This window comes from Allobosea robiniae, assembly GCF_900102525.1.
Taxonomy (GTDB): domain Bacteria; phylum Pseudomonadota; class Alphaproteobacteria; order Rhizobiales; family Beijerinckiaceae; genus Allobosea; species Allobosea robiniae.
In genome coordinates this window covers 473,860-497,152 of record NZ_FNBZ01000004.1, presented here as the reverse complement: position 1 = coordinate 497,152, position 23,293 = coordinate 473,860, and the positions used below count along the sequence as shown (strand labels likewise).

At 65.0% G+C, this 23,293-nt stretch carries 24 protein-coding genes and 1 pseudogene; 13 read left to right on the top strand and 12 right to left on the bottom strand.

Going from position 1 to position 23,293, the window contains the following annotated elements:
* Positions 1-2 precede the first annotated feature (2 nt).
* The 6 genes and pseudogenes from BLQ70_RS14230 to BLQ70_RS14205 all read left to right on the top strand — a co-directional run bounded on the left by BLQ70_RS14230 (position 3) and on the right by BLQ70_RS14205 (position 4,363).
* The gene (locus BLQ70_RS14230) at positions 3-686 is read left to right on the top strand and encodes an amino acid ABC transporter permease (protein ID WP_091857584.1); all 684 of its coding nucleotides are present in this window, start codon (positions 3-5) and stop codon (positions 684-686) included.
* A 10-nt stretch (positions 687-696) separates the two neighbouring features.
* Positions 697-1,365: an amino acid ABC transporter permease gene (locus BLQ70_RS14225; protein ID WP_091857582.1), complete on the top strand. Its 669-nt coding sequence runs from the start codon at positions 697-699 to the stop codon at positions 1,363-1,365.
* Positions 1,366-1,379: 14 nt separating this feature from the next.
* Complete coding sequence (locus BLQ70_RS14220; RefSeq protein ID WP_091857580.1) at positions 1,380-2,132, top strand: amino acid ABC transporter ATP-binding protein; 753 nt, start codon at positions 1,380-1,382, stop codon at positions 2,130-2,132.
* 60 nt (positions 2,133-2,192) lie between these two features.
* Positions 2,193-2,948 carry a transporter substrate-binding domain-containing protein gene (locus BLQ70_RS14215; protein WP_244512026.1) on the top strand — a complete coding sequence of 252 codons (756 nt, stop codon included), beginning with the start codon at positions 2,193-2,195 and terminating at the stop codon, positions 2,946-2,948.
* Positions 2,949-3,010: 62 nt separating this feature from the next.
* Positions 3,011-3,457: a ribose 5-phosphate isomerase B gene (gene rpiB, locus BLQ70_RS14210; protein ID WP_091857576.1), complete on the top strand. Its 447-nt coding sequence runs from the start codon at positions 3,011-3,013 to the stop codon at positions 3,455-3,457.
* Between the two features lie 17 nt (positions 3,458-3,474).
* Positions 3,475-4,363: pseudogene (locus BLQ70_RS14205) on the top strand (ribokinase).
* A gap of 130 nt (positions 4,364-4,493) precedes the next feature.
* On the opposite strand, the gene asnB reads toward BLQ70_RS14205, so the two are convergent.
* Positions 4,494-6,023, bottom strand: coding sequence for an asparagine synthase (glutamine-hydrolyzing) (asnB, locus tag BLQ70_RS14200; protein ID WP_091857574.1), 1,530 nt, complete (start codon positions 6,021-6,023; stop codon positions 4,494-4,496).
* Between the two features lie 279 nt (positions 6,024-6,302).
* Between asnB and BLQ70_RS14195 the strand changes: the two genes are divergently transcribed.
* From BLQ70_RS14195 to BLQ70_RS14180, 4 genes are read left to right on the top strand one after another with little or no spacing between them, the layout of a single operon-like run.
* The gene (locus tag BLQ70_RS14195) at positions 6,303-6,956 is read left to right on the top strand and encodes an ABC transporter permease (RefSeq protein ID WP_091857572.1); all 654 of its coding nucleotides are present in this window, start codon (positions 6,303-6,305) and stop codon (positions 6,954-6,956) included.
* Entirely contained in the window at positions 6,953-8,065 is a 1,113-nt protein-coding gene (locus BLQ70_RS14190) for an ABC transporter ATP-binding protein (RefSeq protein ID WP_091857570.1), read from the top strand. The genes BLQ70_RS14195 and BLQ70_RS14190 overlap by 4 nt, the downstream gene beginning before the upstream one ends.
* Positions 8,058-8,798, top strand: coding sequence for an ABC transporter permease (locus tag BLQ70_RS14185; protein ID WP_280140809.1), 741 nt, complete (start codon positions 8,058-8,060; stop codon positions 8,796-8,798). The genes BLQ70_RS14190 and BLQ70_RS14185 overlap by 8 nt, the downstream gene beginning before the upstream one ends.
* Positions 8,799-8,839: 41 nt before the next feature.
* A complete protein-coding gene (locus BLQ70_RS14180) occupies positions 8,840-9,727 on the top strand; it encodes a glycine betaine ABC transporter substrate-binding protein (RefSeq protein ID WP_091857568.1) in 888 nt (295 codons plus the stop codon).
* A gap of 195 nt (positions 9,728-9,922) precedes the next feature.
* Here BLQ70_RS14180 and BLQ70_RS14175 read toward each other — a convergent pair whose 3' ends face one another.
* On the bottom strand, positions 9,923-11,251 hold the full coding sequence (locus BLQ70_RS14175) for a threonine synthase (protein WP_170843413.1): 1,329 nt from the start codon (positions 11,249-11,251) through the stop codon (positions 9,923-9,925).
* Between the two features lie 7 nt (positions 11,252-11,258).
* Positions 11,259-12,284, bottom strand: coding sequence for an amino acid ABC transporter substrate-binding protein (locus tag BLQ70_RS14170; protein WP_091857564.1), 1,026 nt, complete (start codon positions 12,282-12,284; stop codon positions 11,259-11,261).
* A 93-nt stretch (positions 12,285-12,377) separates the two neighbouring features.
* Between BLQ70_RS14170 and BLQ70_RS14165 the strand changes: the two genes are divergently transcribed.
* Entirely contained in the window at positions 12,378-13,283 is a 906-nt protein-coding gene (locus tag BLQ70_RS14165) for a LysR substrate-binding domain-containing protein (protein WP_091857562.1), read from the top strand.
* 286 nt (positions 13,284-13,569) lie between these two features.
* Here BLQ70_RS14165 and BLQ70_RS14160 read toward each other — a convergent pair whose 3' ends face one another.
* From BLQ70_RS14160 to BLQ70_RS14140, 5 genes are all read right to left on the bottom strand, one after another.
* Entirely contained in the window at positions 13,570-14,022 is a 453-nt protein-coding gene (locus BLQ70_RS14160) for a DUF2721 domain-containing protein (protein ID WP_061968582.1), read from the bottom strand.
* A 418-nt stretch (positions 14,023-14,440) separates the two neighbouring features.
* Positions 14,441-15,673: an HlyD family secretion protein gene (locus BLQ70_RS14155; RefSeq protein WP_091857560.1), complete on the bottom strand. Its 1,233-nt coding sequence runs from the start codon at positions 15,671-15,673 to the stop codon at positions 14,441-14,443.
* Positions 15,666-16,115 carry a hypothetical protein gene (locus BLQ70_RS14150; protein ID WP_091857558.1) on the bottom strand — a complete coding sequence of 150 codons (450 nt, stop codon included), beginning with the start codon at positions 16,113-16,115 and terminating at the stop codon, positions 15,666-15,668. Before BLQ70_RS14150 ends, BLQ70_RS14155 begins: the two co-directional genes overlap by 8 nt.
* A gap of 107 nt (positions 16,116-16,222) precedes the next feature.
* Positions 16,223-16,747 (bottom strand): SH3 domain-containing protein, encoded by a 525-nt coding sequence (locus BLQ70_RS14145; protein WP_091857556.1) that lies wholly within the window; start codon positions 16,745-16,747, stop codon positions 16,223-16,225.
* Between the two features lie 89 nt (positions 16,748-16,836).
* Complete coding sequence (locus BLQ70_RS14140) at positions 16,837-17,151, bottom strand: cysteine rich repeat-containing protein (protein ID WP_091857554.1); 315 nt, start codon at positions 17,149-17,151, stop codon at positions 16,837-16,839.
* Positions 17,152-17,568: 417 nt separating this feature from the next.
* On the opposite strand from BLQ70_RS14140, the gene BLQ70_RS14135 reads away from it, so the two are divergent.
* Both BLQ70_RS14135 and BLQ70_RS14130 read left to right on the top strand, forming a co-directional pair.
* Positions 17,569-18,285 (top strand): response regulator, encoded by a 717-nt coding sequence (locus BLQ70_RS14135; protein WP_091857824.1) that lies wholly within the window; start codon positions 17,569-17,571, stop codon positions 18,283-18,285.
* Positions 18,282-19,637 carry a sensor histidine kinase gene (locus tag BLQ70_RS14130; protein WP_061968591.1) on the top strand — a complete coding sequence of 452 codons (1,356 nt, stop codon included), beginning with the start codon at positions 18,282-18,284 and terminating at the stop codon, positions 19,635-19,637. The genes BLQ70_RS14135 and BLQ70_RS14130 overlap by 4 nt, the downstream gene beginning before the upstream one ends.
* Before the next feature lie 313 nt (positions 19,638-19,950).
* Here the strand turns inward: BLQ70_RS14130 and BLQ70_RS14125 are convergent, their stop codons facing one another.
* The 4 genes from BLQ70_RS14125 to BLQ70_RS14110 are packed head-to-tail and all read right to left on the bottom strand — an operon-like array spanning position 19,951 to position 23,070.
* Positions 19,951-20,718, bottom strand: a complete 768-nt coding sequence (locus tag BLQ70_RS14125) for an anti-sigma factor family protein (RefSeq protein ID WP_061968592.1) — start codon at positions 20,716-20,718, stop codon at positions 19,951-19,953.
* On the bottom strand, positions 20,715-21,230 hold the full coding sequence (locus BLQ70_RS14120; RefSeq protein ID WP_091857552.1) for an RNA polymerase sigma factor: 516 nt from the start codon (positions 21,228-21,230) through the stop codon (positions 20,715-20,717). The genes BLQ70_RS14125 and BLQ70_RS14120 overlap by 4 nt, the downstream gene beginning before the upstream one ends.
* Position 21,231: 1 nt before the next feature.
* A complete protein-coding gene (locus BLQ70_RS14115) occupies positions 21,232-21,672 on the bottom strand; it encodes a DUF305 domain-containing protein (protein WP_091857550.1) in 441 nt (146 codons plus the stop codon).
* A 12-nt stretch (positions 21,673-21,684) separates the two neighbouring features.
* Positions 21,685-23,070 carry a YncE family protein gene (locus BLQ70_RS14110; RefSeq protein ID WP_210184294.1) on the bottom strand — a complete coding sequence of 462 codons (1,386 nt, stop codon included), beginning with the start codon at positions 23,068-23,070 and terminating at the stop codon, positions 21,685-21,687.
* Between the last annotated feature and the right edge of the window lie 223 nt (positions 23,071-23,293).

Below are 23,293 nucleotides of genomic sequence, written 5' to 3'. Positions count from 1 at the left end.
CGATGGGTCTCGATCTCGACTTCTCCGTGGTTCTGGAGCGCTGGCCGCTCTTCGCCGACGGCGCGGTGATGACGTTGCAGCTCGCCTTGATGGCGATCCTGATCGGCGGCGCGATCGGCACCTTCTGCGCCATCGGCCGCGGCAGCAGCAACCGCTTCATCGCCGGGCTCTGCGCCGGTTATGTCGAGACGATCCGCAACACGCCGCTGCTCGTCCAGATCTTCCTGGTCTATTTCGGCCTCGCCAGCATCGGCTTCAAATTCTCGGCCTTTTCGGTCGCGGCGGCGGCGCTCGCGATCAATGTCGGCGCCTATACCGCCGAGATCATGCGGGCCGGTTTCGAGGCGATCCCGCCCGGGCAGATCGAGGCGGCCGAAGGCCTCGCACTCTCGCGCGTCCAGATCTACTGGCACGTCATCCTGCTGCCGGCGATCGAGAAGGTCTATCCCTCGCTGACCAGCCAGTTCGTGCTGCTGATGCTGGCTTCCTCGGTCACGTCGCAGATCTCGGCGGAGGAGCTGACGGCGGTCGCCAATTACGTCCAGTCCGACACCTATCGCGCGTTCGAGACCTATATCCTCGTCGCGCTTGCCTACATCGCGCTCTCGCTCGTCCTGCGTGCCGCCTTCTGGGTGTTGGGGCAGGTCCTCTTCCCGCGCCAGCGGCGCCTCGGCACGCCGCTTTAAGGGGGTGATCATGGGCGGCACCCTCAACGCGAACCATCTCCTCTTCCTCGGCCAGGGCGCGCTCTGGACCATCGGGCTCTCCGCCATCGCGCTGATCGGCGGCGGGCTCGTCGGCTTCCTGATCGCGCTCGCCCGCGTCTCGCCGCGCAAGGCGGTGCGGCTGCTCAGCGGCGCCTATGTGCAGCTCGTGCAGGGCACGCCGCTGCTGGTGATCATGTTCCTCGGCTATTTCGGGCTTTCGGCGCTCGGCTTGCGGATCACGCCGCTCTGGGCGGCTGGGGCCTCGCTGACGATCTATGTCGGCGCCTATTTCGGCGAGATCTGGCGCGGGTGCATCCAGGCCGTGCCCCGTCCCCAATGGGAGGCGGCCGAGGGCCTGGGCCTGAGCCGTACGCAGCGGATGCTCAAGGTCATACTGCCCCAGGCGATGCGCATCGCCACGCCGCCGACCGTCGGCTTCATGGTGCAGATCATCAAGAACACGTCGCTGGCGTCGGTCGTGGGTTTCGTCGAGCTCGCCCGCTCCGGCCAGATCATCAACAACTCGCTGTTCGAGCCCTTCCTGATCTACGCGATCATCGCCCTCATCTACTTCGCGCTCTGCTTCCCGATCTCGCTCCTCAGCCGGCGTCTTGAGCGTCGAATGGGCGTCGGCCGGGCGAAGCTGATGCCGGCATGACGAGACCGAAAGCCATGAACCAGGAACGCATCGTCATCGAACGCCCCATCGTCGTCCTCGACAAGGTCCATAAGAGCTTCGGCTCCCTCAAGGTACTGGACGGCGTCAGCTTCACCGTCGAGCGCGGCGACGTTCTGGTGCTGATCGGCCGCTCCGGCTCCGGGAAGAGCACCGCGCTGCGCTGCATCGACCGCTTCGAGAAGATCGATTCCGGCGAGATCCGCGTCTGCGATCACCGCGTCGATGCCGCCGATGTCGATCTCAGGGCGCTCAGGCAGGACGTCGGCATCGTCTTCCAGAGCTACAACCTGTTTCCGCATCTCACGATCGAGCAGAACATCACGCTCGCGCCGGTCTCGGTGAAGGGCATGAAGAAGCCTGCGGCCCGCGAGCTTGCAAAGGCCATGCTCGCGAAAGTCGGCCTCTCCGAGAAGCTCGACGCCTATCCCGAGCAGCTCTCCGGCGGCCAGCAGCAGCGCGCGGCGATCGCGCGCTCACTCGCCATGCAGCCCAAGGTGATGCTGTTCGACGAGGTCACCTCCGCGCTCGATCCGGAGCTGACCGGCGAGGTGCTCAAGGTCATCGAGCGGCTCGCGGCGGATGGCATGACCATGGTCATGGTCACCCATGAGATGGGGTTTGCACGGGGCATCGCCGACCAGGTGGTGTTCATGCACGCCGGAAGGGTCCACGAGGCCGGAAGTGCCTCGATCCTTTCCGGACCGGCAACGCCGGAACTCGCCCAGTTCGTCGGAACGGGGCTCTAACAGCCAAAAACGGGAAGGAAACCAAGGATGAAACGCTCTCTCACGCTTGCCCTGCTCGGCATGACGGCGCTGGCCTGCGCCAGCCAGGCCGCCCGCGCCGATTTGCTCGACGACATCACCAAGGCCGGCAAGATCCGCATCGCCACCGACCTTGCGATCCCGCCCTCCGGCATGATCGACGGCGCGATGAAGCCGACCGGCTCGGATGTCGAGACCGCCGAGCTCCTCGCCAAGGACTGGGGGCTGCAGCTCGAATTCGTCCAGACCACCGGCGCGACCCGCATCCCCAATGTCCAGACCAACAAGGCCGACATCATCATCTCAACACTGTCGGTCACGCCCGAGCGTGCCAAGGTCATCGACTTCTCCAAGCCCTATGCCGCGCTGCAATCGGTGGTGGGCTGCCTGAAGTCGCTCGACGTGAAGAGCTGGGACGACCTGAAGGGCAAGACGATCGCGGTCTCGCGCGGAACCACGCAGGACACGACGCTGACCAACATGAAGGAGCGCAACCTCACGCTCTCGCGTTATGAGGACGACGCGACCATGGTCACGGCGGCCGTGTCCGGCCAGGCCGACTGCGTAGCGACTTCGGCGACGATCGTCTCGCAGATCGGCGTCAAGGCGCCGGCGCGCGCCTTCGAGCCCAAGGTTTCGATCACCAATTTCGACCTCGCCATCGGCGTCAAGAAGGGCGAGCCCAAGCTGCTGGAGAAGCTCGACGCCTGGGTCCAGCAGAACCTCAAGAACGGCAAGCTCAACGCGATTTACAAGAAATTCCACGGTACCGAACTGCCTGCAGACATGCGCGGCTGAACCGTTTCCCGCCGGCGCCCGACAGGGGCGCCGGCGCTTTGCTCCAACCAACAGGACATCCCATGCGCCTCGTCATCGGCTCCGACCACGCCGGCTGGTCCCTCAAGCAGCACGTCATCGACCACATCAAATCGCTGGGCCACGAGGTCGTCGATGTCGGCTCCCATGACGACAAGCCGGTCGACTTCCCCGACATCGCCCGCGAGGTCGCCCGCAAGGTCACGTCCGGCGAGGCGCAGCGAGGCATCATGGTCTGCGGCACCGGCGTCGGCGCCTCGATCGCCGCCAACAAGATGAAGGGCATCAGGGCGGCCGTCTGCCACGACATCCATTCCGCCCATCAGAGCGTCGAGCATGACGACGTCAACGTGATGTGCATCGGCGCCAAGATCGTCGGCCCCTGGCTCGCCAGCGACCTGATCTCGTCCTATCTCGCCGCCGAATTCTCGACCGACGAGGATTTCCGCCGTCGGGTCGAGAAGCTGCACCAGATGGACGCCGAAGGCTGAGACGGGACAGCCACGCGATGATCCTGGTTTTCGGCTCGGTGAATGTCGATCTGGTGGCGCGGGTCGCCGCCATTCCGGGGCCCGGCAGAACGATGCTTGCGTCATTCTATGACCGCCATTTCGGCGGCAAGGGAGCCAACCAGGCCGTGGCCGCCGCACGCCTCTCGGTCACCGGGCGGGTCGCCTTGGCAGCCTGCATCGGTGATGACAGCTTTGGCCGGGAGTCGACCGATGACCTCGTCACCAATGGCGTCGCGGTCGATCTGGTCCGCATCGGCACAGCCCCGACCGGCTGTGCGTTCATCACCGTCGACGCGCGCGGAGAACGCGATCACGGTCGCCAGCGGTGCCAATCTCCAACTCAACGCGGCTGATGTGCCGGATGCTATGCTGACGGCCAGCACGACGCTGGTGCTGCAAATGGAGGTGCCGTTCGCCCAATCGCTAGCGCTTGCCCAGCGTGTCCAACGATCCGGCGGCCGGGTGATCTGGAACTGCGCGCCGGTGCCGGACGGCTTCAGCGCCGCCGCCGCCTCCGCACTGCTCGCGGCCAGCGAGGTCCTTGTCGTCAACGAGCATGAGGCGGCCGATATTGCCGCTATCCTCGAGCAGCCTAGCACGGGACCAGGCGGCCTCAGTCGGAGCACTGCCACCAATTGTATCGTCACGGCCAGCGCGGAAGGTGCCTTCGCCTATACGCCCGCTGGCGAGACGATCCATGTGCCGGCGCCGCGTATCGAGCCGGTCGATACCACGGGAGCCGGCGATACGTTCGTCGGCGCCGTCGCGATGGCGCTGGACGAAGGTCTCGAACTCGCCCAGGCACTCGACCTCGGTTGCCGCGCAGCCGCCACGACCTGTCTCGCGCAAGGTGCGCAGGCTGGCATGCCGCTCCGAAGGTTTTGAACCGGCAGAAAGAGCAGCATGCGCCAGTTCCTGATGTTCAACAAGCGCCTCAAAGCGGACCTTCACCCTTGGCCGAGGACCAATAGTAACCTGCACCGGCATAAGCTCCCGTCGAAAATGCTTGCTGGCTTCAGGCCGCCACTCGATTGGCGTTCCACTGTCCGGCCTGGCTCAGGATCATGTCCGGATCATCGAAGCGCTCTCGAAGAGTCTCACGGTACAGCGCCTCTTCTCGCAGGCGCGTGACCGCCCCTTCGCCTCCGATGAGGAGCCGCAGCGCCTGCTGCAGGGCTTCGACCGTCCCCGACCCCTCATCGAACTGCGCCTTCTTGCGCCAGACGAGATCCGCCGGAAGCAGATCGGCGCAGGCCTTCCGCAGCAGCCATTTCTCGGTGGTGGCCCCGGTCGTTTCCTGCGCGTTCGGGTCTGTACGGCGTAGCTTCAATTCCGCCGGTGCAGACTGTGCGAAGGCGATCAGGTCCCGATCGAGGAACGGCGTGCGCGCCTCCAACGACTCCGCCATGGTCATCCGGTCGACGCGCTGAAGATTGATGTTGTGCATCGCCCCCAGGCTACGCGTCAGCTCGTCAGCGAGGGCACGCGGATCGTCCACATAGGCATGGTGATAGGCATAGCCCGCGAAGAGCTCGTCCGCTCCCTCGCCGGTCAGGACCGCCTTGACATGGCGCCGTGCCAGCCGGGCCGCGAACAGCGTGGGCACGGCACTGCGCACGAGATCCGCATCGGCGCTTTCGAGGTGGTAGATGACATGCGGCAGGTTCTCGGCGATGTCCCGCGCCGAGAAGCTGTATTCGTGATGATCGGAGCCGATATGATCGGCGACGCGCCTGGCGGCGCGCAGATCGGATGAGCCGGCAGTGCCCACGGCGAAGGTCTTCAACGGGGCCTGCCCGGCCGCCAGCCTGACCTTCTGTGCGATCGCGGCGATGACCGAGCTGTCGAGCCCACCGGACAGGAAGGAGCCGACCTCGACATCGGCGACCATCCACTTCGCGACCGCCTCCTCCAGCGTGAGGCGCAACTCGCCGGCAATCGACCCGATGTCCAATCCCGGCTCGGCCACCGCCGCTCCGGACGGCACGCGGTACCAGTGCCTCAAGCCATTGGCGCTGTCGAACAGCGCGCCGGGCGGAAGCGCGGCGATGTCGTCGAAGCCGAGCCCGTCGAACGCCTTCAGCTCCGAAGCAAAAGCCAGCCCCTTCCCGCGCCGCGCCATGTAGAGCGGTTTGATACCCAGCGGGTCGCGCGCCGCGACGATCCGATCCGGCGTCGCGAGCACGAAGGCGAACATGCCGTCGAGGCGGTTGACCCAGCGCTGCGCCCCGCTGCGGAAGAGGTGAAGAATAGTCTCGCTATCGCTCGTCGTCTGAAAGATATCCGGGTCCAGAATCGCCCTGAGGTCGTCGTGATTGTAGATCTCCCCATTCGCGACAAGTATCTCTGAATCAACGGCAATAGGTTGAACGCCGTCTTCGGCGCCGATGATCGCCAGCCGGCAATGCCCCATCGCAAGCGGTAGCCCCACTGGCCGGGCGACCTGCGTCGCATCCGGGCCCCGATGGCCGAGGCGCGAGAGCATCGTTTCGATCAGGCTCCCGCCTACGTCATCGACCTTCCAAAGACACACAAAACCACACATGGACCGTCTCGTTCTTCTCTCACTGTTTGGCGAATTGCGCTGGGCGAAGGGCAGCGTCGAAAGGATAGATTCTTAAGATACTATAGAACAAATTCGTCTTTCGTCTTTCGATTTTCACAATAAATTTTGATATGAATTCCCCAAACGTCCAATCAAAGTCATGAAGACTTGAGTTCAAGTAATAGCTGTCTGTCAAAATAGACTACATAATTTCCTCATTTTTTGTGGGCAAGGGGTTGTCACGAGCCGATATCCTGCTCTAGGAATCGCCGCGAGGCAATGGACATTTTAAATTACATTATCGACAACTGGGGGCTGATAGCCACCCGGACAGGTGAACATGTTGCCATCGTCGGGGTTGCGGTCGCTTTGGCGATCGCCACCGGCGTGCCGATCGGCGTGGCCATCACCCAGAACCGCCGCGTCGCCGACGCGGTGCTCTATGCCGCGTCGATCATGATCACCATCCCCTCGATCGCCCTGTTCGGGATGATGATTCCGGTGCTCTCGCTGATCGGCCACGGCATCGGCTACCTGCCGGCGGTGATCGCGGTATTGCTGTACTCGCAGCTTCCGATCATCCGGAATACCTATGCGTCGATCAGCAATATTGACCCGGCGCTGCGTGAAGCTGCCCGAGGCATGGGGCTGACCCGGGGGCAGCGGCTGCGCGAGGTCGAGCTTCCGATCGCTTTGCCCGTGATCATGGCCGGCGTGCGCGTCGCGGTGGTGATGAATATCGGGGTCACGGCGATCGCGACCTATATCGGCGCCGGCGGCCTCGGCGCCTTCATCGCACGCGGCATCAGCCAGACCGACCCGCGCCAGCTGGTCACCGGCGCCCTCGCGGTCAGCATCCTTGCCGTCGTCGCCGATCTCGCCCTGCTCGGGCTGCAGAAGCGACTGACCTCCCCGGGACTCAGGAAACGATGATCCGACTGGACCAAGTCAGCAAGACCTTCCCCGGCACCACGATGCCGGCCGTCGACCGCGTCTCGCTCGAGGTGGCGGAAGGCGAAATCTGCGTGCTGCTCGGCCCGTCCGGCTGCGGCAAGACCACGACGATGAAGATGGTCAACCGCCTCATCCAGCCGAGCTCGGGCGACATCTTCATCGACGGCCGCAACACCTCCGACTACGACGTGACACAGCTGCGGCGCAGCATCGGCTATGTCATCCAGCAGATCGGCCTGTTTCCGAACAAGACGATCGAGGACAATATCTGCATCGTCCCCGACATCCTCGGCTGGGACCGGCGCAAATCGCGCCAGCGCGCGGCCGAGCTGCTCGAGATGGTCGCGCTCGACCCCGGCGTGTTCCTCAAGCGCTACCCGAAGGAGCTGTCCGGCGGCCAGCAGCAGCGCATCGGCGTTCTGCGCGCCATCGCGGCGGACCCGCCCGTCCTGCTGATGGACGAGCCCTTCGGCGCCATCGACCCGATCAACCGCGTCATCATCCAGGACGAGTTCCTGAAGATGCAGGCGCAGATCCGCAAGACGATCCTCTTCGTCAGCCACGACATCGACGAGGCGGTCAAGATGGCTGACAGGATCGCCATCTTCCGCAATGGCAGGCTCGTCCAGTACGACACACCCGACAACATGCTGGCCCATCCGGCGAGCGAGTTCGTCTCCGATTTCGTCGGCGGGGACCGCACGCTCAAGCGCCTGCAGTTGCTCACCGTCCGCGATGCGATGATCGCCGATCCGCCGCGGGTCCGGGCGGCCGATAGCCTGCAGCAGGCCGCGGCCGCGATGGAGGCGCACGGCCACCAGTCGATCGTCTTGGTCGGCCCGCGCGGCAGGGCGCGCGGCTACGTCAATCTGCAGACGGCGCGCGGCGGCAACGGAACGGTCGGGGAGAATTACGAAGCCCTGCCCACGACCATCCGGCCGCATGAAGACCTGCGCACCGCAGTCTCGACCATGTTCCGGTACGATACGCAGTGGCTCGCCTGCGTCGACGACGACGGAATGTTCGTCGGCTACGTCACGCTGCGCGGCATCACGCATCTGCTCTCAGAGACCTATCGGGATGGTTGACGCGCTGGTGCCCGGCATGGTCGCGCAGATGCGCCGGAACGCGGCCTATCTCTGCATCTTCCTGCTCGGAGCCTGGGCCTGGGGCAGCGGGCTCCTGCCCGGCCTGCTGGAGAGGTGGGAGGACATCGCCTATCTCGGCCAGCAGCATGTGGAGCTGGTCGCCCTCTCGGGCGGCGCGGCGATCCTGTTCGGCGTCCCGCTCGGCGTCCTGCTGACTAGGCCGCGCTTCCGCCAGGTCGGCGCTGCCGCGATGCAGATCCTCAATATCGGCGCCACCATCCCGACGCTGGCGGTGCTGGCGCTGGCGATGAGCCTGCTCGGCCTCGGCAACACGCCGGCCGTCTTCGCGCTGTTCATCGCCTCGCTTCTGCCGATCGTCAGCAACACGATGGCGGGCTTGCGCGACGTGCCGCCCGCGCTGCTCGAAGCCGCGCGCGGCATGGGCCTGTCGCCGCGCCACACGTTGCTGCAGGTCGAGCTGCCGAACAGTCTGTTCGTCATCTACACCGGCATCCGCACGGCGCTCGCGATCAATGTCGGCACCGTTCCCCTGGCCTTCCTGATCGGCGGCGGCGGCCTCGGCGAGCTGATCTTCACCGGCATCGCCCTGAACGAGTTCGGAACCATGCTCGCCGGCGCGATTCCGACCGCCCTTCTTGCCGTCCTGATCGATTTCATCGTGGCCCAGCTCCAGTTCTGGACCATCCCCCGCGGCGTCAATCCGTTGCGCTGACCGCCGCCGGGCCTTTCAGCAACGAATGCAAGGAGATTCCCATGAAGCTTCCATCCCGGATTCTTGCCGTGGCCGCGATCGCAGCCGCCTGGGCGATGCCGGTGCAGGCCAAGCCGATCGTCGTCGGAGGCAAGAACTTCACCGAACAGCTTCTGCTCACCGAAATCACGGCGCAGCTTCTTGCGAAGAAGGGCTTCGAGGTCGAGAAGCGCGACGGGCTGGGCTCGCAGGTCCTGCGCGACGCGCAGGTGAACGGCCAGGTCGATGTGTACTGGGAGTACACCGGCACCTCGCTCGTGACCTACAACAAGGTCAATGAGCGGCTGGACGCCAAGGACACCTATGAGCGGGTCAAGGCGCTCGACGCCAAGCTCGGCCTCACCTGGCTCAAGCCCTCGGCCGCGAACAACACCTATGCGCTCGCCGTCCGCCAGGAGAACCCGAAGACGGACGCGATCAAGACGCTGTCGGATCTCGCCGCCGTGTTCAACGCCGGCAAGGACAAGCCGGTGATCGCGGTCAATGCCGAGTTCCCGGGCCGCCCGGATGGGCTGCCGGGCCTGCAATCGACCTATGGCTTCAAGACGAGCCGCGCCAATCTGCGCTCGATGGATTCCGGACTGACCTATCAGGCCCTCAAGGATGGGCAGGTCGACGTCGCGCTGGTCTTCGCGACCGACGGGCGGATCCAGGGCTTCAAGTTTCGCATCCTGACCGACGACAAGGGCTTCTTCCCCAACTACGCCGCCGTTCCGGTCGTCCGAACCGAGGTGCTCAAGGCCAATCCGAAGCTCCAGGAGACGCTCGAAGCCCTCTCGGCCAAGCTCGACGACGAGGTCCTGCAAGGGCTCAACGCCAAGGTCGATGTCGACAAGGCCTCGATCCCGGACGTCTCGCGTGAGTTTCTGAATACCGCCGGCCTCATCTGAAGAGACAAAAGCGCTTCGCGGCATCAGTAGCGGTGTTCGTGGGGCGCTCCTGTCAGCCTTGCGGCTCGATCGCCGAAGGTTCATGCTGCCGGGGCGAAAATGAGGCCCAGAGCGCCGACCGCATCCAGCAACTAGCGCCAATACCGGACGTTGGATGACCGCCTGGAAGCGGACATTCCGAGAGGCATACCATCGCTAGTCGAGAGGCAGATGATAGCTCATTGTCAGGATGGAGCGCAGTTCGGGCCAATCGGCGTGTGAAATACGTGGAATCTCGCAGGCTGCACGGTGAGGCTCCTTCAGACCTGTCGATGTGGAGATATGAACGACGGGCCCCGCAGGCAGTAGCGCCTGTCGGGCCGCGATGCGCAATGCTGCCAGGCCCGCGGCTGAAGCGGGCTCGCTCCATAAGCCGTCGAGCCCAAGGGCTGCCTGTGCATCGGCAATGTCTTGATCGCTGACCGCGATCGCGAGTCCTCGCGACCGACGCAGCGCGGTGATGCCGCGGAAACTGCCGCAGGCAGATCCGATCCCGTGGGCAATGGTCTCCCCTGGTTCGAGTGTGCAGGGTGAACCGCCGCCATAAAGCCGCCCGATCGCTGCAGAGCCCTCCGGCTCGGCAGCGATCAACATGGGCTCATCCTTGGTGAGGCCCAATGCCTTGAGTTCGGCGAAACCTTTGCCGATCCCAAACAGCAGCTCGCCATAGCTGGTCGGAATCGACACTGCGGCGGGTACTCGCCCCGACTCCAGAAAGAGCTCATAAGCGATCGTCTTGTAGCCCTCCGGGCCGAACGGATGGCCGGTATGGGTCGGTGCCGTGTTGCCGATCAGATACCAACCGGGCTGGTGCGACAGGACGTCGAGGAGCGGCCACCGCGCAGCCCGCGGCATAGCGACCACTGCGGCGCCATAAGCGCGCATTTGCCTGGCATGCGCCCCCGAGACACCGTCGTCGCAGAGCACGATGCATTTCAAGCCGGCCCGGGCGGAGTAAGCTGCGGCGGAGGCACCGTGATTACCGGACGATGAGATGATCGTACCCATTGCGCCTGCCGCCGCAGCAGCGCTGACGGTGCACAGGCTCAGGCGATCCTTGTGGCTCCAGGTAGGGTTGGCGCTCTCGTCCTTGATGACAAGCTCCGGTACGCCGGCCCAGGCTGCGGCCTGCGGTGCCTTGACCAGCGGCGTCGCCCCCTCGCCACAGCTCAGCCCGGGCAGAAGAGGTGGCAGCAGCGGCGACCAGCGTTCGAGACCGGAGCCGAAGCGCGGCGCGAACAGATCGCCCGGAAGCCGCTCATAAGCGTAGCCGACCTCGTATGGATAGTGGAATGCCTCACCGGCGAGGCTACCGGCATGGGCGATGAACGGCACGGTTTGCGGATAAAGCGGCTGTCGTTCGCCGTCGAACATCGAAATCAGGCTGGTGGCCAGCGAGGGCGACGTGCCGACCCACGCAGGTAAGACCATCTGGCGTGCTGGGTCGGAACCCGTGACAGGCCGGTGGTCGGCAAAAGCGCTCATGCTCGCCTCAGCGCAGCGGCAAGGCGTAGATTTGGCCGCCGCGGGTCCAGAGGTCGTTCTGGCCGCGATCGAGACCGATGCGGGAGCCCTTGCCGAGATTGCGCTCGAAGATCTCGCCATAGTTGCCGACTGCAGCAATCATCCGCGCGACCCAGCGCTCATCGAGGCCCAGCGCCTTGCCGAGGCCGGGTTCGCTGCCGAGGAGACGCTTGAGTGCGGGCGGCCCGTTGATGGCAAGCTCGGCAGCGTTGGCAGAGGTGACGCCCATCTCCTCGGCCTCCATCAGAGCGAATACGACCCAGCGGACGACATCATAGAATTGCTCGTCGCCCTTGCGGATCGCGAGCGCGGTCGGCTCCTTGGAGAGACGTTCAGGCAGCAGGGCGTAGTCGTCGGGCCGCTCCGCCTTTAGCCGCATCCCGATCAACGGCGTCGAGTCGTTGCTGTAGGCGTCGCAGCGGCCTGAGAAGAAGGCATCTTCAACCGCATCGAGCGTTGCGACCGTCACCGGCGAAAAGGTCATGCCGTGGGTGCGAAAATATTCGGAGAGGTTGAGCTCGGAGGTGCTGCCCTGCTGGATGCAGACAGTTGCGCCGCTGAGCTGCTTGGCGCTGGTGACGCCGAGCTTGCGGGGGACGATGATCGCTTGCCCGTCGTAAAACCAGATCGGCGCGAAGCGCAGGCCAAGCTGGGCCTCGCGAGTCAATGTCACCGTCGCCGTCCGTGAGAGCACGTCGATCTCGCCGCTCTGCAAGGCGGTGAAGCGCGTGACTGTCGTCGTCGGAACGAAATCGACCTTGGTCGCATCGCCCAGGACGGCCGCCGCGATGGCCCGGCAAAGGTCGGCGTAGATGCCGGTCCAATTGCCCTCGCGATCCGGCATGGTGATGCCCGGCGTCCCCTCGGAGGTGCCGCATTTGAGGACGCCACGCTGCCTCAATGCGTCGAGATGCGGCCCAGCCGCCGCCGGTGGAAGCGATGACAGCAGCAAACTGGCCGCCAGTACCGTCGTTTTGAGGAAATCTTGGACCATTCGCCCCTCCATTCTTGTTCGATGAGGCTAGGCAAGCCCGTTCCATGCGTCCAATGTCCGAATGGCTCAATCCAATAGCGAAAGCTGATACTTATGCAGCATCGGCAGATCGAGGCCTTTGCCGCAGTGATGACCAGCGGCAGCGCCTCGCGCGCAGCGGAATTGCTGGGCGTCACTCAACCGGCGATCAGCCGCTGCATCGCCGAGCTGGAGCGCGAGCTGGGCTTTGCATTGTTCGACCGGATTCGCAGCCGGATGGTCCCAACGTTCGAGGGCCAGATGTTCTTCCGTGAGGTCGACAGCCACTTCCTGGCAATGGCGAAACTTGAGGCCGCGGCCACCCGCATTCGTGAATTCGGTGCCGGCGAGCTGAAAATCGCGAGCCTGCACTCGCTCGGCGGCAAGCTGGTACCGAAGGCCGTGGCATTGTTCCAGAAGGCTTTCCCACGGATCAATGTGACGCTTCAGGTTCAGTCATCGAGCCAGGTTCGGGATCTCGTTGCGTCCGGGCAGTTCGATCTCGGATTATGCTCGGAGGAGATCGACCTGAACGGCGTCGAGCATCAGCACTTCGCCGATTATCGGATGGTGGCGGTCGTCCCACGCGATCATCCTCTCGCGGAGCGGGCGGTGATCAGACCGGGAGACCTCCACGATCAGCCGTTATTGCGGCTTGATTTCGACGAGCGCCTGTCCCGCGATCTCCAGGCCGCATTCGCCGCCACCCAGGTGAAGCCCCGCGCCGTCGTGGACGTCGAATATTCTGCAACCGTATGCGCTTTGGCCTCGGAAGGGGCAGGGATCGGCTTGGTCAATCCCGCTGCTATTCCGGGGCTTGACCGCTCAGGTTTCAAAGTCTTGCGCTTCGAGCCAACCTTGCATTTCCGCAAGCATCTCGTCTTTCCGCCAGGGCGTCCGCGGCCTCAGCTCGTTCGCGATTTCCTGGGTGTATTGGCGGAGGTGAGGAATCGATTTGCCCTCCAAGTCGACAACAGCTGAGAAGCGCCACAAGCGGACTCTGCCTCCTTGCCCAAAACCGGACGCTGCCCATCTGACCGTGTGGATGCTCTCTCTTTTTACCCTTGGCAGACCAGGCAGCGGCTAACCGCAACGCCCGTCGCGTTAGATGCCCTTTCGGGATCCGCTGCCCTTCACGGGTCAGCTCGCGAGATTACCCTCTGCCGTCGTTCTCCTAAGCTGGTTCAACGGGCCGTTTCCGCCTTGGTGCGGTCACCGCCCTCGACGAGTCCCGGCAATCCCGCTCGCGCACCACCGCAGAGAAAAGTTAGTCCTGCCCGGCGGTTGTTCGAGCCATCTGCATCTGTCGCAACATGTTCCGTGCAGCAATGAGCAGCTCAACCAGGAATGCGGCAAGGGACCCGATGAGCAAGGCTATGGCGCCACCAAAGAACCAGAAGACATTCTGCTCGCGAAGACCGAACTGCAGTGCTCCGGCAAGCAGGTTTAAGATCGCACCGCCCGTGCAGAACCCTGCCCCTACGCCCATGACCAACGCTATCTCGAGCGCGAGCACTCGCCGCCGTAGATAGGCAAGTTGAACGAGCGACATCCTGTTCTGTTCGGTCCGGTCCGCGACATCGTTCAAGCGATCCGATACCCTGCCAAGACGCATCGCGAAAATATTTACAAAACCCGCCGTGCCCGCCAATAGGAACACGGGTGCGAGAGACGTTTGTATGATCGAGGCAAAATCTCTAACAACAGTCGGGGTGTCCATAAGTACCCTTTTTACCCCGAGCCTATGCCTAAGACAAAGGCGCGCAGTGCTTCCGTGCGAAATAACTTAGTCACCCTCCTTTTTGGCAACGAAGGCAACCGCCGTCGCCTTCGTCGAGCGGATCGCTCCGGCCCTGCGAAACCAGAGTTTATCTAGCGTAGCTTCGCGACGTTCTCTTGGTTTATGGCAATTCCTCAGCGCGACCTCTCTGCCTCGAGACATAACTTCACGTTGAACCAATTCGACGAGGGGCACGCGATGTATCGTCCCTCCAACGGTCCCGGAGCGCAGCGGTCGCCCCCCGAGCTGATATCCCCAACGCGCCGTCCGTTCGAGTGCGATCGCCCGGCGTGACCTGCAGGAGACGCTCTTGTGGTCTGCGGCGGCGCTGGCGACGTTCTGCCGTGGTGTCTGGCCATCAGTGGCCGCTGAAGACGAGTGTCCGGATCGGCAGCACCAGCGCCTGGATTCGAAGCAGAAACGCGTGGACGATCCCGACCGCGTCGACCGCATGCAAGGCGATCCGCCGCGAGGCGCCGGTCTCCTTCGCCTCGATCTCCTCATGGTTGCTGGAATAGGCGTTGGCGATACAGCTACTGCCTGGCGTGACGCCCTCGAGTCCACCGGCATACAGGGGTTCGAGGAAGGTCAGGATCGTTCCCGGCCGCGCAACCTGCCGGGGATCGATCAGGAGTTCACCACCCCGGAACTGCCCGGCCGCGATATAGTCCTGGACATTGCTCACCACCATCGGGATCACCGTCCAAGGCTTGGACATGCAGGTCACTTCGGCGACCATACCCACCTTCATGACCTGCGCCTCGATCTGCGAGAAGCCGGCCTGCAGGACCTTGCGCCCCGCCTCCTGTGGAATCAGTACTCCGGCGGGACGCATCACCGGGTTTACGAGATCTCCGACCCGCAAGGCGAACTGCTCGACGCGTCCGTCCACGCCGGCGCGGATCACCCTCTTGTCGAGATCGACTTGAGCCTGGGCGAGCGCAGCCTCTGCGCTGGCGCGCTCGGCCGGAAGCAAGGTCGAGATCTTGACCTGGACGGTGTTGCGGGCGGCGACGGTCGCGTCCATGGCCGCCTGGCGTCCGGCGACAAGGTTTTCGAGCTTTTCGATCTCGCGGGTGGCGACGATATCGCCATTGCGACGCCGCAATTCCTGCTTCGTGCGCAATTCGTCGAGCGCCTGCTGATGCGCGCTCCTGGCTTCGAGGATCCTGCTCTCGCTCTGCAGGATCTCGACCCGCGCGACGACGAGGGCTGCATCGACCTCGGCGATCCTGCGCCGGGCTGTCTCGACGGCAGCCTCCTGCTTCGTGCTGTCGAGCCTGAAGATCGGCGCGCCCTTCGCGACCATGCCGCTGGTGCCGACATGGACCTCGGCGACCCGCCCGATCGTCTCGGGCATGATCGGGATCGTCCGATAATACAGCGTCGCACTGGTCGTGGACGGATGGTAGTAGAAGATCACCGTGATGAGCGCGATTGTCAGCATCACGCAGGCGGTAATGCCCCAGCGCAGCTCGAACCAGACCGAGTAGAGCGTGATCTCCTTACCGATCCGCTTTCCCTGACGAAACCGGCGATAGAGATAATCGGGGCAAACGGTCAAAAGCGCACAGAAAAGGAGCTCAAGCACGCGTCAGCTCCTCCGGAGCGTCTGCGTGATCCGCCGCGGAGTGCGAAGTGAGGTTCGGTGCCGGCTGGGGCAGCGCGACGTCTTCGTTTCGTCCGGACCTGACGCCTGCCATCTTCTCGAGCGCACCGGCCATGCGGCCGAACAGCCCGGAGAAATCGGGAAGGTCGATCAGGGCGAGCAGCAGGCCCGCGACCCAGAGGACATGAATATGCGTGAACAGGGCCAATAGCCCTAGGACCGCGACGATCTCGAACTGGATCTTCTTCGATTTGTGCGCGATGCGCTCAGGCAAGGTGTGCAGATGTAGAAATAGCACCCCGACCAGGAGCACCGCCACCACCAGGAGCGCCGCCATCGCGACCATCGGATAGTCGGTCTCGCCCGGCGCAGTGATGAAGGCCGGTAGGTGGTGCGGAGCGGCGGGATGAAGAGACGCAGTCATGCATAGCTTTCCAACAACATGTGGGTATCGTGCCGGCGCTAACGCGGCGGACGCCGCAGCGGCTGGAGGCGCACTGGAGGACGATGGGATTCATCCGCAGGCTGCCGTCAGGGCCGCGTGATGCGCCCGTGGCGCACCGTCGTGCCGTAGGGGCTCCGGCGAATCACGCCGTAGCCGCACGCATTCGGTCCGCAAGTGGCGCCGCTGACCCGGCCGACCGGGGCTGGGTGCGGCCGGCCATAATAGCGATGCCAGGCGCCGTACCAGGGCTGGGCGGGATAGTGGGTCGCCCAATAGGCCCGGTTGAAGGCAACGATGGCGAGCCCGGCGCCCGCAATCACCGCTGGCGTCACCGCAACAGGGCGGCCGGCATGGAACAGCTGGATCATCGAGGCCGCCATCCAGCCCCGGTTCGGCCCCCAGGCGACATCACACCAGCTGTAATTCGCGATGCAGCCGAAGGTGGTGATCCGGGTCCCGGCCGGAACGGTGACAATGGCCGGATAATGTGTGCCCGGACCGGCGCGCAGATTGACCGTGTTGACCGCACGCGCCGGGCTCGCGGCCTGTGCCGTAGCCGGCAACAGCGCCGTCGCCGCCAGGACAACTAAGTTCGTAATGAACCGGTTCATCGGCTTCTCGCTTCCTTGCGATGGCATATGGCATAGGGATTGGGCGGGCGCGGGACCAAGGGGTGATGGATGGCCCGCGCCGGCCCCACTCACCGCGGCATGGCGCCGGCAGCGGTGGCTTTCGATTGCTGGGCTGCGCCCTCTGGCAACGCCTCGCGGCAGGACGAGGACAGGCGTTGGCGATCCAGCGCGCGCAGACAGGCCAGACTTCGCCCGCCGCCGGGTCGCACGCCGGAGCAGTGCCGGACATAATCCGGAGAACAGGCTTGTATGAAGGCTTTCGCTTCCGCCGGCATCGCCGGGTTCGCGCGCTGCTGGGCGCAGGCGGTTTCGGCGGAGCCGATCGTGAGGACAAGCGCTGCCCAGGCGAGGCGGAGGTCGGCGGGATGCCGGGTCGTGATCATTGGGAGTGCTCTTGCAGCACCGGCCGCGGGCATGAGGACATGGTCATGTCGCTCATCGCCTGTGATCGGCGAGGTTCCTTGTCAGCCGATGCGAGGAGGCCGATATGGTTGCGTCCGCACACCTCAGCGGCGCGCATCGGCGTGATCGATGGCCCGGGCAAGCCGCCGTGCGATGGCGACGCCGAAGAAGGTCAGTGTGGCGGCGCCGGCTGTGAGCATGAGGAAGTGAGTCATGTTCGTGTCCCCTGTGATCGACGAGGCGGGTCGTCGGCCGATGCGAGGAAACTGGCGTGGCTACGTCAGCAGCGTTTGAACGGCCCGCATCGTTTTGTCGGATCGCGTCAACCGTCTGTAACGAAATGTAAAAGCCGGCCGGCGGTGCTTGCCATCGCGCTGCGTATCCTGAAGAACGTCGCCATGATCACGAATGCTGCCACGATCCTGATCGTCGAGGATGATCCCGATATCCGCCAGCTCGTCGCGGAACTGATGCGCCAGGAAGGATACGTGGTGGATGAGGCCGAGGACGCTCCGGCCATGGACGCCGTCCTCGCCAGAAGTCGGCCCGATCTCATCATTCTCGACCTGATGCTGCCGGGCGAGGATGGCCTCTCGATCTGCCGACGCATCCGGGCCCGTGACGGGGTCCCGATCCTGATGCTGACGGCCAAGAGCGAGGAGATCGACCGCGTCGTCGGGCTCGAGATGGGAGCCGACGATTACCTGCCCAAGCCGTTCGGGCCGCGCGAGTTGCTGGCCCGGGTGCGTGCCGTATTGCGGCGCGGCTCTGCCGGCCCGGCTGCGCCGCCGACGCGCCGCTTCGGCTTCGAAGGCTTTGTCATCGATCTTGACGCGCGCCAGCTCACGGATGGCGGTGGCAGCATGCTAATATTGACCAGCGCGGAGTTCGATCTGCTCGCCTGCTTCGTACAGCGGGCGCGCCGGGTGCTGACCCGCGACCAGCTGCTGGACGGGATGCGCGGGCGGACGGCAGACCCGTTCGACCGGACCGTCGACATGCTGGTCTCGCGCCTGAGACGCAAGCTCGACGCCGCCAGCCCTGGCTTGAGTCTGATCAGCACGGTGCGCAATCGCGGCTACCTCTTCACCGCTCCGGTGCGGACCCTGCCATGACGCCGCGCTTCAGCATCGCGACCCGCATCACGCTGATCGTCTTCAGCGCCGTGCTGGCGGTGTGGATCGTGTCACTGGGCTTCTACTACCGCTCGCAGGATGGCGAGCGCGAGGGCATGCCGCCCGCACCGTCCCAGGTCGCGGCGATGGCGGACCTGCTCGAGCGCCTCTCTGGCCGGGAGCGCGAGCTCGCGCTCGCCGCCTTCGGCAGCGAGTACCTCGGTGTAAGGCTGGAGGCGGCCGATATCCCGTCCGCACCGAACGAGAATCCGCCGGCGCGCGCCGCGATGCGGGAGGCCTACGGCGCCGCGCTCGGCGGCCGACCGGTGACCATCGTCTCGCCGGTGGTCGAGCGGCCGCGCAGCCTCCTCTCCCTGTTGATGCCCGGTGTCACCGGCCCGCCGACGCTGCGGATTACCCTCTCCACCGGGGAAACCTTGGTGATCGCCAGCCGCAGCCCGGTGCTGGTGACGAGTTTCGGCTTGCCTGTCGGCTTCGCAGCAGGGCTCGTCGGCACGCTGATCGCGCTCGTCGCGCTGTTGGTCATGCATCGCGCAACGCGCCCGCTGATGCGTCTAGCTGTGGCCTTCGATGCCATGGACCTCTCGGGCGACCCGCTGCCTCTGCCCGCCTCGCGGACACACCCGCCCGAGATCCAGGCCCTGATCAATGCCTATAACCGGCTTCAGGCCCGGCTTTCGCAGCTCCTGCGGGCCCGGATGGCCCTGCTCGGCGGCATCTCGCATGATGTGCGCACATTCGCAACGCGGCTGCGGCTGCGCGCCGACCATATTCCCGAGGGGGTCCATCGCGAGCGTGCCATTGCCGATATCGCGGCCATGATTCTGCTGCTCGACGATGCGTTGCTGGCGAGTCGCACCGGGGCAGGCGAACTCGCGCAGGAGATGGTGGAACTCGCCGAACTTCTGCGCCTGGAGGTCGATGATCGTCGGGGCGCCGGCATGCCCGTCGATTTACGCCTGAGCGGGGCGGCACGCGGCGCGACAGTGCTCGGCGACCGGCTCGCGCTGCGCCGCATCGCCGCCAATCTGATCGACAACGCGATCGCCTATGGACATGCCGCTCACCTCGTCCTGCACGCCGACGAGCCGCTGTTGACGCTGACCGTCGACGACGAAGGCACGGGCGTGGCGCCTGAATTGCGCGACCTCCTGTTCGAGCCGTTCGTCCGGGCCGAGAACTCGCGTAGCCGACGCACCGGTGGCGCCGGCTTGGGGCTGGCCATTGCACGCAGCCTCGTCGAAGGCCATGGCGGGACGATTGCGGTGGACGATGCGCCTGATGGCGGCGCGCGCTTCACGGTGAAGTTGCCGCGATTTGCGGCGGTATGAGCCTGTGCGAGGCACGATGAAGGCTCCCGAACTCAGCCGCCTGGCTCTGATGTCGTCGATTATGACCATGGTCGGTATCTGGACGATGCCGACGCCCACCAGTGCGGCATGGCACAACGCGACGAGTCCCAAGCCGCAGCTGGTTGTATTTGAACTGAGGGAGCTCACGATCGAGTACGCGAGACCAAATGGAAGAGCAGGCCGTTCGGTCGCTCGCGAAACGCGACGCCATGGCCTGCGCGATGAGGTAGCGAGAGCCCTGGAGACGCGGCAATATGCGACCCACGGAAGGTTGCCATGGCTCAGCACCGCTTCATGAGGTGTTGCTCAACTGCTCGGCTGCCCGTTTGACGAAGGTGGAGCCGGGAGCGCCGAGCACCGCGTAGCCGAGCGCGCCTGTGAACCAGAAATAGGCAACGAGATCGCCGTCACGGCGCGAAGCCAGCGCCGCCTTGCGAGGGCTGGCGAGGGTCTTCACATAGAGCGCGACCTGCCCGCCGCTGGGCTCGTCATAAACGAACATGCCGCCCGGCCCCTCGTCGCTCGCGAGCAGGCGCCCACCGCGAAACGTCAGGTCGAGCTCCGAGAGATCGGGGATGGCGACGTCCTGCCGGAGATGATGGGATATCATCCGTTTCAACGCGACGGTCTGGGCCGCCGGGACCTCGACCGCGTCGCCGGCGCCCCCGGAGAAGGCACGGAAGGCGACGACCGCATCGGTCATCTGGGGCCGTGCCGTCGGTGTTTCCGCTTCCTGTCGGGGGAGGGCCATGCCGAGCACGGCGCCAAGGGCGAAGATACAGATGCCGGCCGCTATCCGCCGATGGAACGCCAAGCTTCCTGCCGCGCGTCGGCGCCTGACCTCGCTCAGCCGTAAGGAGGCCGGAATCGGCTCGGTAGAGCGACGCTGCGTTGCAGCCCGCAGCGCCTGGGCATCCGCCCGGAACTGCTCGACGCGGCTCCACAGGGCAGGCTCCGATGCGAGGAAGGTTTCGACCTCCCGCTGGCGGGCCGGCGCGAGCCTTCCGTCGATGAAGGCCTGGATATCGTCGTCGCCGATCGGGCGCGAGCCTTGCGTCATTTCAGCCTCCGTAGCGGAGTCACATTGCTGCCTTCGAGCTCGGAGCGCAGACGTTCGCGCGCACGGCTCAGGCGCGACATCACAGTTCCGATCGGCACTTCGGTCACCCTGGCTACTTCTTCGTAGGTCATGTCCTCCATCGCCACTAGTTCGAGCGCGATGCGCTGATCCTGCGGCAACCGTGCCAGCGCCGAGAGCGCATCGCCGAGATGCAAAGCCTGCGTCGGATCGCCGGTCGGGTCGGGATGGTCGGTACAGTCATCGTCGGTGAAGCGGGCGAGGTCGCGCTGGCGACCGCGCCCGCTGGTGCGGTGGAGATTGAACAGGATCTGGAACAGCCAGGCTCGGATGCTCTCCGGCCTCCGTAGCTGCCTCCAGCGCGAGAGCGCCTGCAGCAGCGTGTCCTGAACCAGCTCGTCGGCATCGTCGGGATTGCGCGCCAGCGAGCGCGCGAACCGCCGTAGCGCCGGGATCTGGGCCTCGATCTCGAGGTCGGACACGCAGCCGAACATGTCACGGTCCCCGGTTGCCACTCAGCGAGGGATAGTCGTCGTCGCCACGACGCAAGGCTTCGAGGCGGCCGCGCATACCTTGCATCTCGGTCTGCTGGCCGGCGAGGATGGCCTCGGCGATCTCGCGGACGATCGGGTCGCGTCCGTCGCGCAATACCAGCCTTGCCATCTCGACCGCTCCCCAGTGATGGGGGACCATCATGGCGAGGAAGTCGATGTCGGGGTCCCCGGACGGCGGGTCGGCGTGCATGTCCCGCATCATCTTCTCCATGCCGACATGCATGTCGCTGAGATAGGTATCATAGCCTTTCGGCGCGGCGGCGGCCGCAGCCGTGGTTTTGTCAGGCGAAGGCGGCATCGCCCCGCCATGATTGGAATGATCGTGCACCGGCACGGCTCCTCCGGCGACCCGGGCCAACATGGTGTCCAGAGAAAATCTCATCTTGCGCTCCCGTCACGCTGTCTCGCTGCGCGCGCCGGGACGCACATAGACTAGGTTGATCGACTTCTTGTTGCGCAGCTTGCCGGATGGCAGGTCGAGCGTGCCGAGCGGAATCTGCTTGATGAAGCGCGGCTGCAGCGGGTCGCTGATATCGAACGCGCTGCAGACGGTCTGCCCGGCATGGGGCGAGCCGGGCAGCTCGTCGAGCTCATGGGCGACATAGAGCTTCGTCTTGGAGGGATCGGTCCAGATCCCGTGCGACTCGCGACCGTGGCTGAAGAAATGGCCGACGACGCGCCGCTTTCCGGCTGGCGCCGAGCGGTCGATGATCGCGATCCGGCTCGATGTCCGGCCTCCCGGGCCGTCATCGTCGACCCGCGCGAAGGTGGCGTAGGCGACGCTGCCGCGCGCGTTCTTGACGAACTCGACATGGTTGGGCCGGGCCTTTTCGCCCAGCGGCACGTGGTCGAGCAGCCGATGCTCCCCGCGGGCTTCGTAAACCGAAAGGCAATCCGCCAGCTTCTGGGAAACCCAGAACTCGTGGCCGTCCGGCGTGATCTTGACGAAGGGCGCGAAGCCGAAACGGTCCTGTGCGGAGGTGTCGATCGTCATCTTGCGCTCGGTCGTCGAGAAGCCCTGCGCGTCGTATTTGACGTTGTAGACCTCGATGCGAGGCTGCTTCTGCGAGATCAGGAAGGCGGTCTCGCCGCCAGCCGAGAACCAGACCATCGCCGGGCCGGGCAGGACGGGCATGAACCGGCGGATCGCCGCGCCTCGAGGGAGCTCGCCAGCGGATTCGGCGACGGCACGCTGAACGTCGATCACCGCGATTTTGCTCTCGCCGCGCAGCGCGACCCAGACTTCCTTGCCGTTGCGGGTGAAGGTCGGCTCATGCGGCTCGCGCCCGACCAAGATGCCGGAGGTCAGGATGTCCGGCGATGTCGTCGCGCCGGCCTGCGGGTTCGGCTGATTGCCGATGACCTTGAGCTTGGTCGTGTCGACGAGATAGAGATTACTCGTGCCGCGGCCGGCCGTCGCGAACATGCTGGAATCGGGCGAAGGCACGCAGCCATGGATCGAGATCGCCCCGTGATAGAGCGGCTTCTGGACCATCTCGCCATGGGTGGGAGTGACGTTGCCCGTCACGAAGCGGAAAGGAGGGCGCGAATCCTCGTCGAAGCTGGTCAGGTTGACCGTCGGCAGGAGCTCGTCCGTCACCGGATCGATCACGCTTAACGTGTTGGAATCTTCGTTGGTCAGGAAGATCCGGTCGCCTGCGCGTGGCCCCGTCTCCGCGGCTTTGGTCTGCGCTTTGGCCACTACCGGGCTCATCGCGACCGCTGCGGCTCCCTGAAGCACTGTGCGACGGCTTGGCTTGATCGGGTGATTGCTGGACATGCCCTGCTCCTTGTTGAGCAGGTGAGATGCGCTGCGGCGTCAATTATTCCGCTAGCCAGACCGACCTCACGCTTCCGTGACCACGACAGTCTATTCCCCCTGTGAAGCGCTTCGCGTGCAGCTTTCCTTGCTGATCGTGGACCAACTCGGTGGCGCGACGTCTCCGCTTTGAAGTCCGCTTTCGGTCGGAGGGCCAATGCGCACCGTTGACGCGATCCGACGC

Coding starts and splice junctions, on each gene's coding strand:
- BLQ70_RS14230 (WP_091857584.1), top strand. CDS start 3: ATGGGTCTCGATCTCGACTTCTCCGTGGTTCTGGAGCGCTGGCCGCTC.
- BLQ70_RS14225 (WP_091857582.1), top strand. CDS start 697: ATGGGCGGCACCCTCAACGCGAACCATCTCCTCTTCCTCGGCCAGGGC.
- BLQ70_RS14220 (WP_091857580.1), top strand. CDS start 1,380: ATGAACCAGGAACGCATCGTCATCGAACGCCCCATCGTCGTCCTCGAC.
- BLQ70_RS14215 (WP_244512026.1), top strand. CDS start 2,193: ATGACGGCGCTGGCCTGCGCCAGCCAGGCCGCCCGCGCCGATTTGCTC.
- rpiB (WP_091857576.1), top strand. CDS start 3,011: ATGCGCCTCGTCATCGGCTCCGACCACGCCGGCTGGTCCCTCAAGCAG.
- asnB (WP_091857574.1), bottom strand. CDS start 6,023: ATGTGTGGTTTTGTGTGTCTTTGGAAGGTCGATGACGTAGGCGGGAGC.
- BLQ70_RS14195 (WP_091857572.1), top strand. CDS start 6,303: ATGGACATTTTAAATTACATTATCGACAACTGGGGGCTGATAGCCACC.
- BLQ70_RS14190 (WP_091857570.1), top strand. CDS start 6,953: ATGATCCGACTGGACCAAGTCAGCAAGACCTTCCCCGGCACCACGATG.
- BLQ70_RS14185 (WP_280140809.1), top strand. CDS start 8,058: ATGGTTGACGCGCTGGTGCCCGGCATGGTCGCGCAGATGCGCCGGAAC.
- BLQ70_RS14180 (WP_091857568.1), top strand. CDS start 8,840: ATGAAGCTTCCATCCCGGATTCTTGCCGTGGCCGCGATCGCAGCCGCC.
- BLQ70_RS14175 (WP_170843413.1), bottom strand. CDS start 11,251: ATGAGCGCTTTTGCCGACCACCGGCCTGTCACGGGTTCCGACCCAGCA.
- BLQ70_RS14170 (WP_091857564.1), bottom strand. CDS start 12,284: ATGGTCCAAGATTTCCTCAAAACGACGGTACTGGCGGCCAGTTTGCTG.
- BLQ70_RS14165 (WP_091857562.1), top strand. CDS start 12,378: ATGCAGCATCGGCAGATCGAGGCCTTTGCCGCAGTGATGACCAGCGGC.
- BLQ70_RS14160 (WP_061968582.1), bottom strand. CDS start 14,022: ATGGACACCCCGACTGTTGTTAGAGATTTTGCCTCGATCATACAAACG.
- BLQ70_RS14150 (WP_091857558.1), bottom strand. CDS start 16,115: ATGACTGCGTCTCTTCATCCCGCCGCTCCGCACCACCTACCGGCCTTC.
- BLQ70_RS14145 (WP_091857556.1), bottom strand. CDS start 16,747: ATGAACCGGTTCATTACGAACTTAGTTGTCCTGGCGGCGACGGCGCTG.
- BLQ70_RS14140 (WP_091857554.1), bottom strand. CDS start 17,151: ATGATCACGACCCGGCATCCCGCCGACCTCCGCCTCGCCTGGGCAGCG.
- BLQ70_RS14135 (WP_091857824.1), top strand. CDS start 17,569: ATGATCACGAATGCTGCCACGATCCTGATCGTCGAGGATGATCCCGAT.
- BLQ70_RS14130 (WP_061968591.1), top strand. CDS start 18,282: ATGACGCCGCGCTTCAGCATCGCGACCCGCATCACGCTGATCGTCTTC.
- BLQ70_RS14125 (WP_061968592.1), bottom strand. CDS start 20,718: ATGACGCAAGGCTCGCGCCCGATCGGCGACGACGATATCCAGGCCTTC.
- BLQ70_RS14120 (WP_091857552.1), bottom strand. CDS start 21,230: ATGTTCGGCTGCGTGTCCGACCTCGAGATCGAGGCCCAGATCCCGGCG.
- BLQ70_RS14115 (WP_091857550.1), bottom strand. CDS start 21,672: ATGAGATTTTCTCTGGACACCATGTTGGCCCGGGTCGCCGGAGGAGCC.
- BLQ70_RS14110 (WP_210184294.1), bottom strand. CDS start 23,070: ATGTCCAGCAATCACCCGATCAAGCCAAGCCGTCGCACAGTGCTTCAG.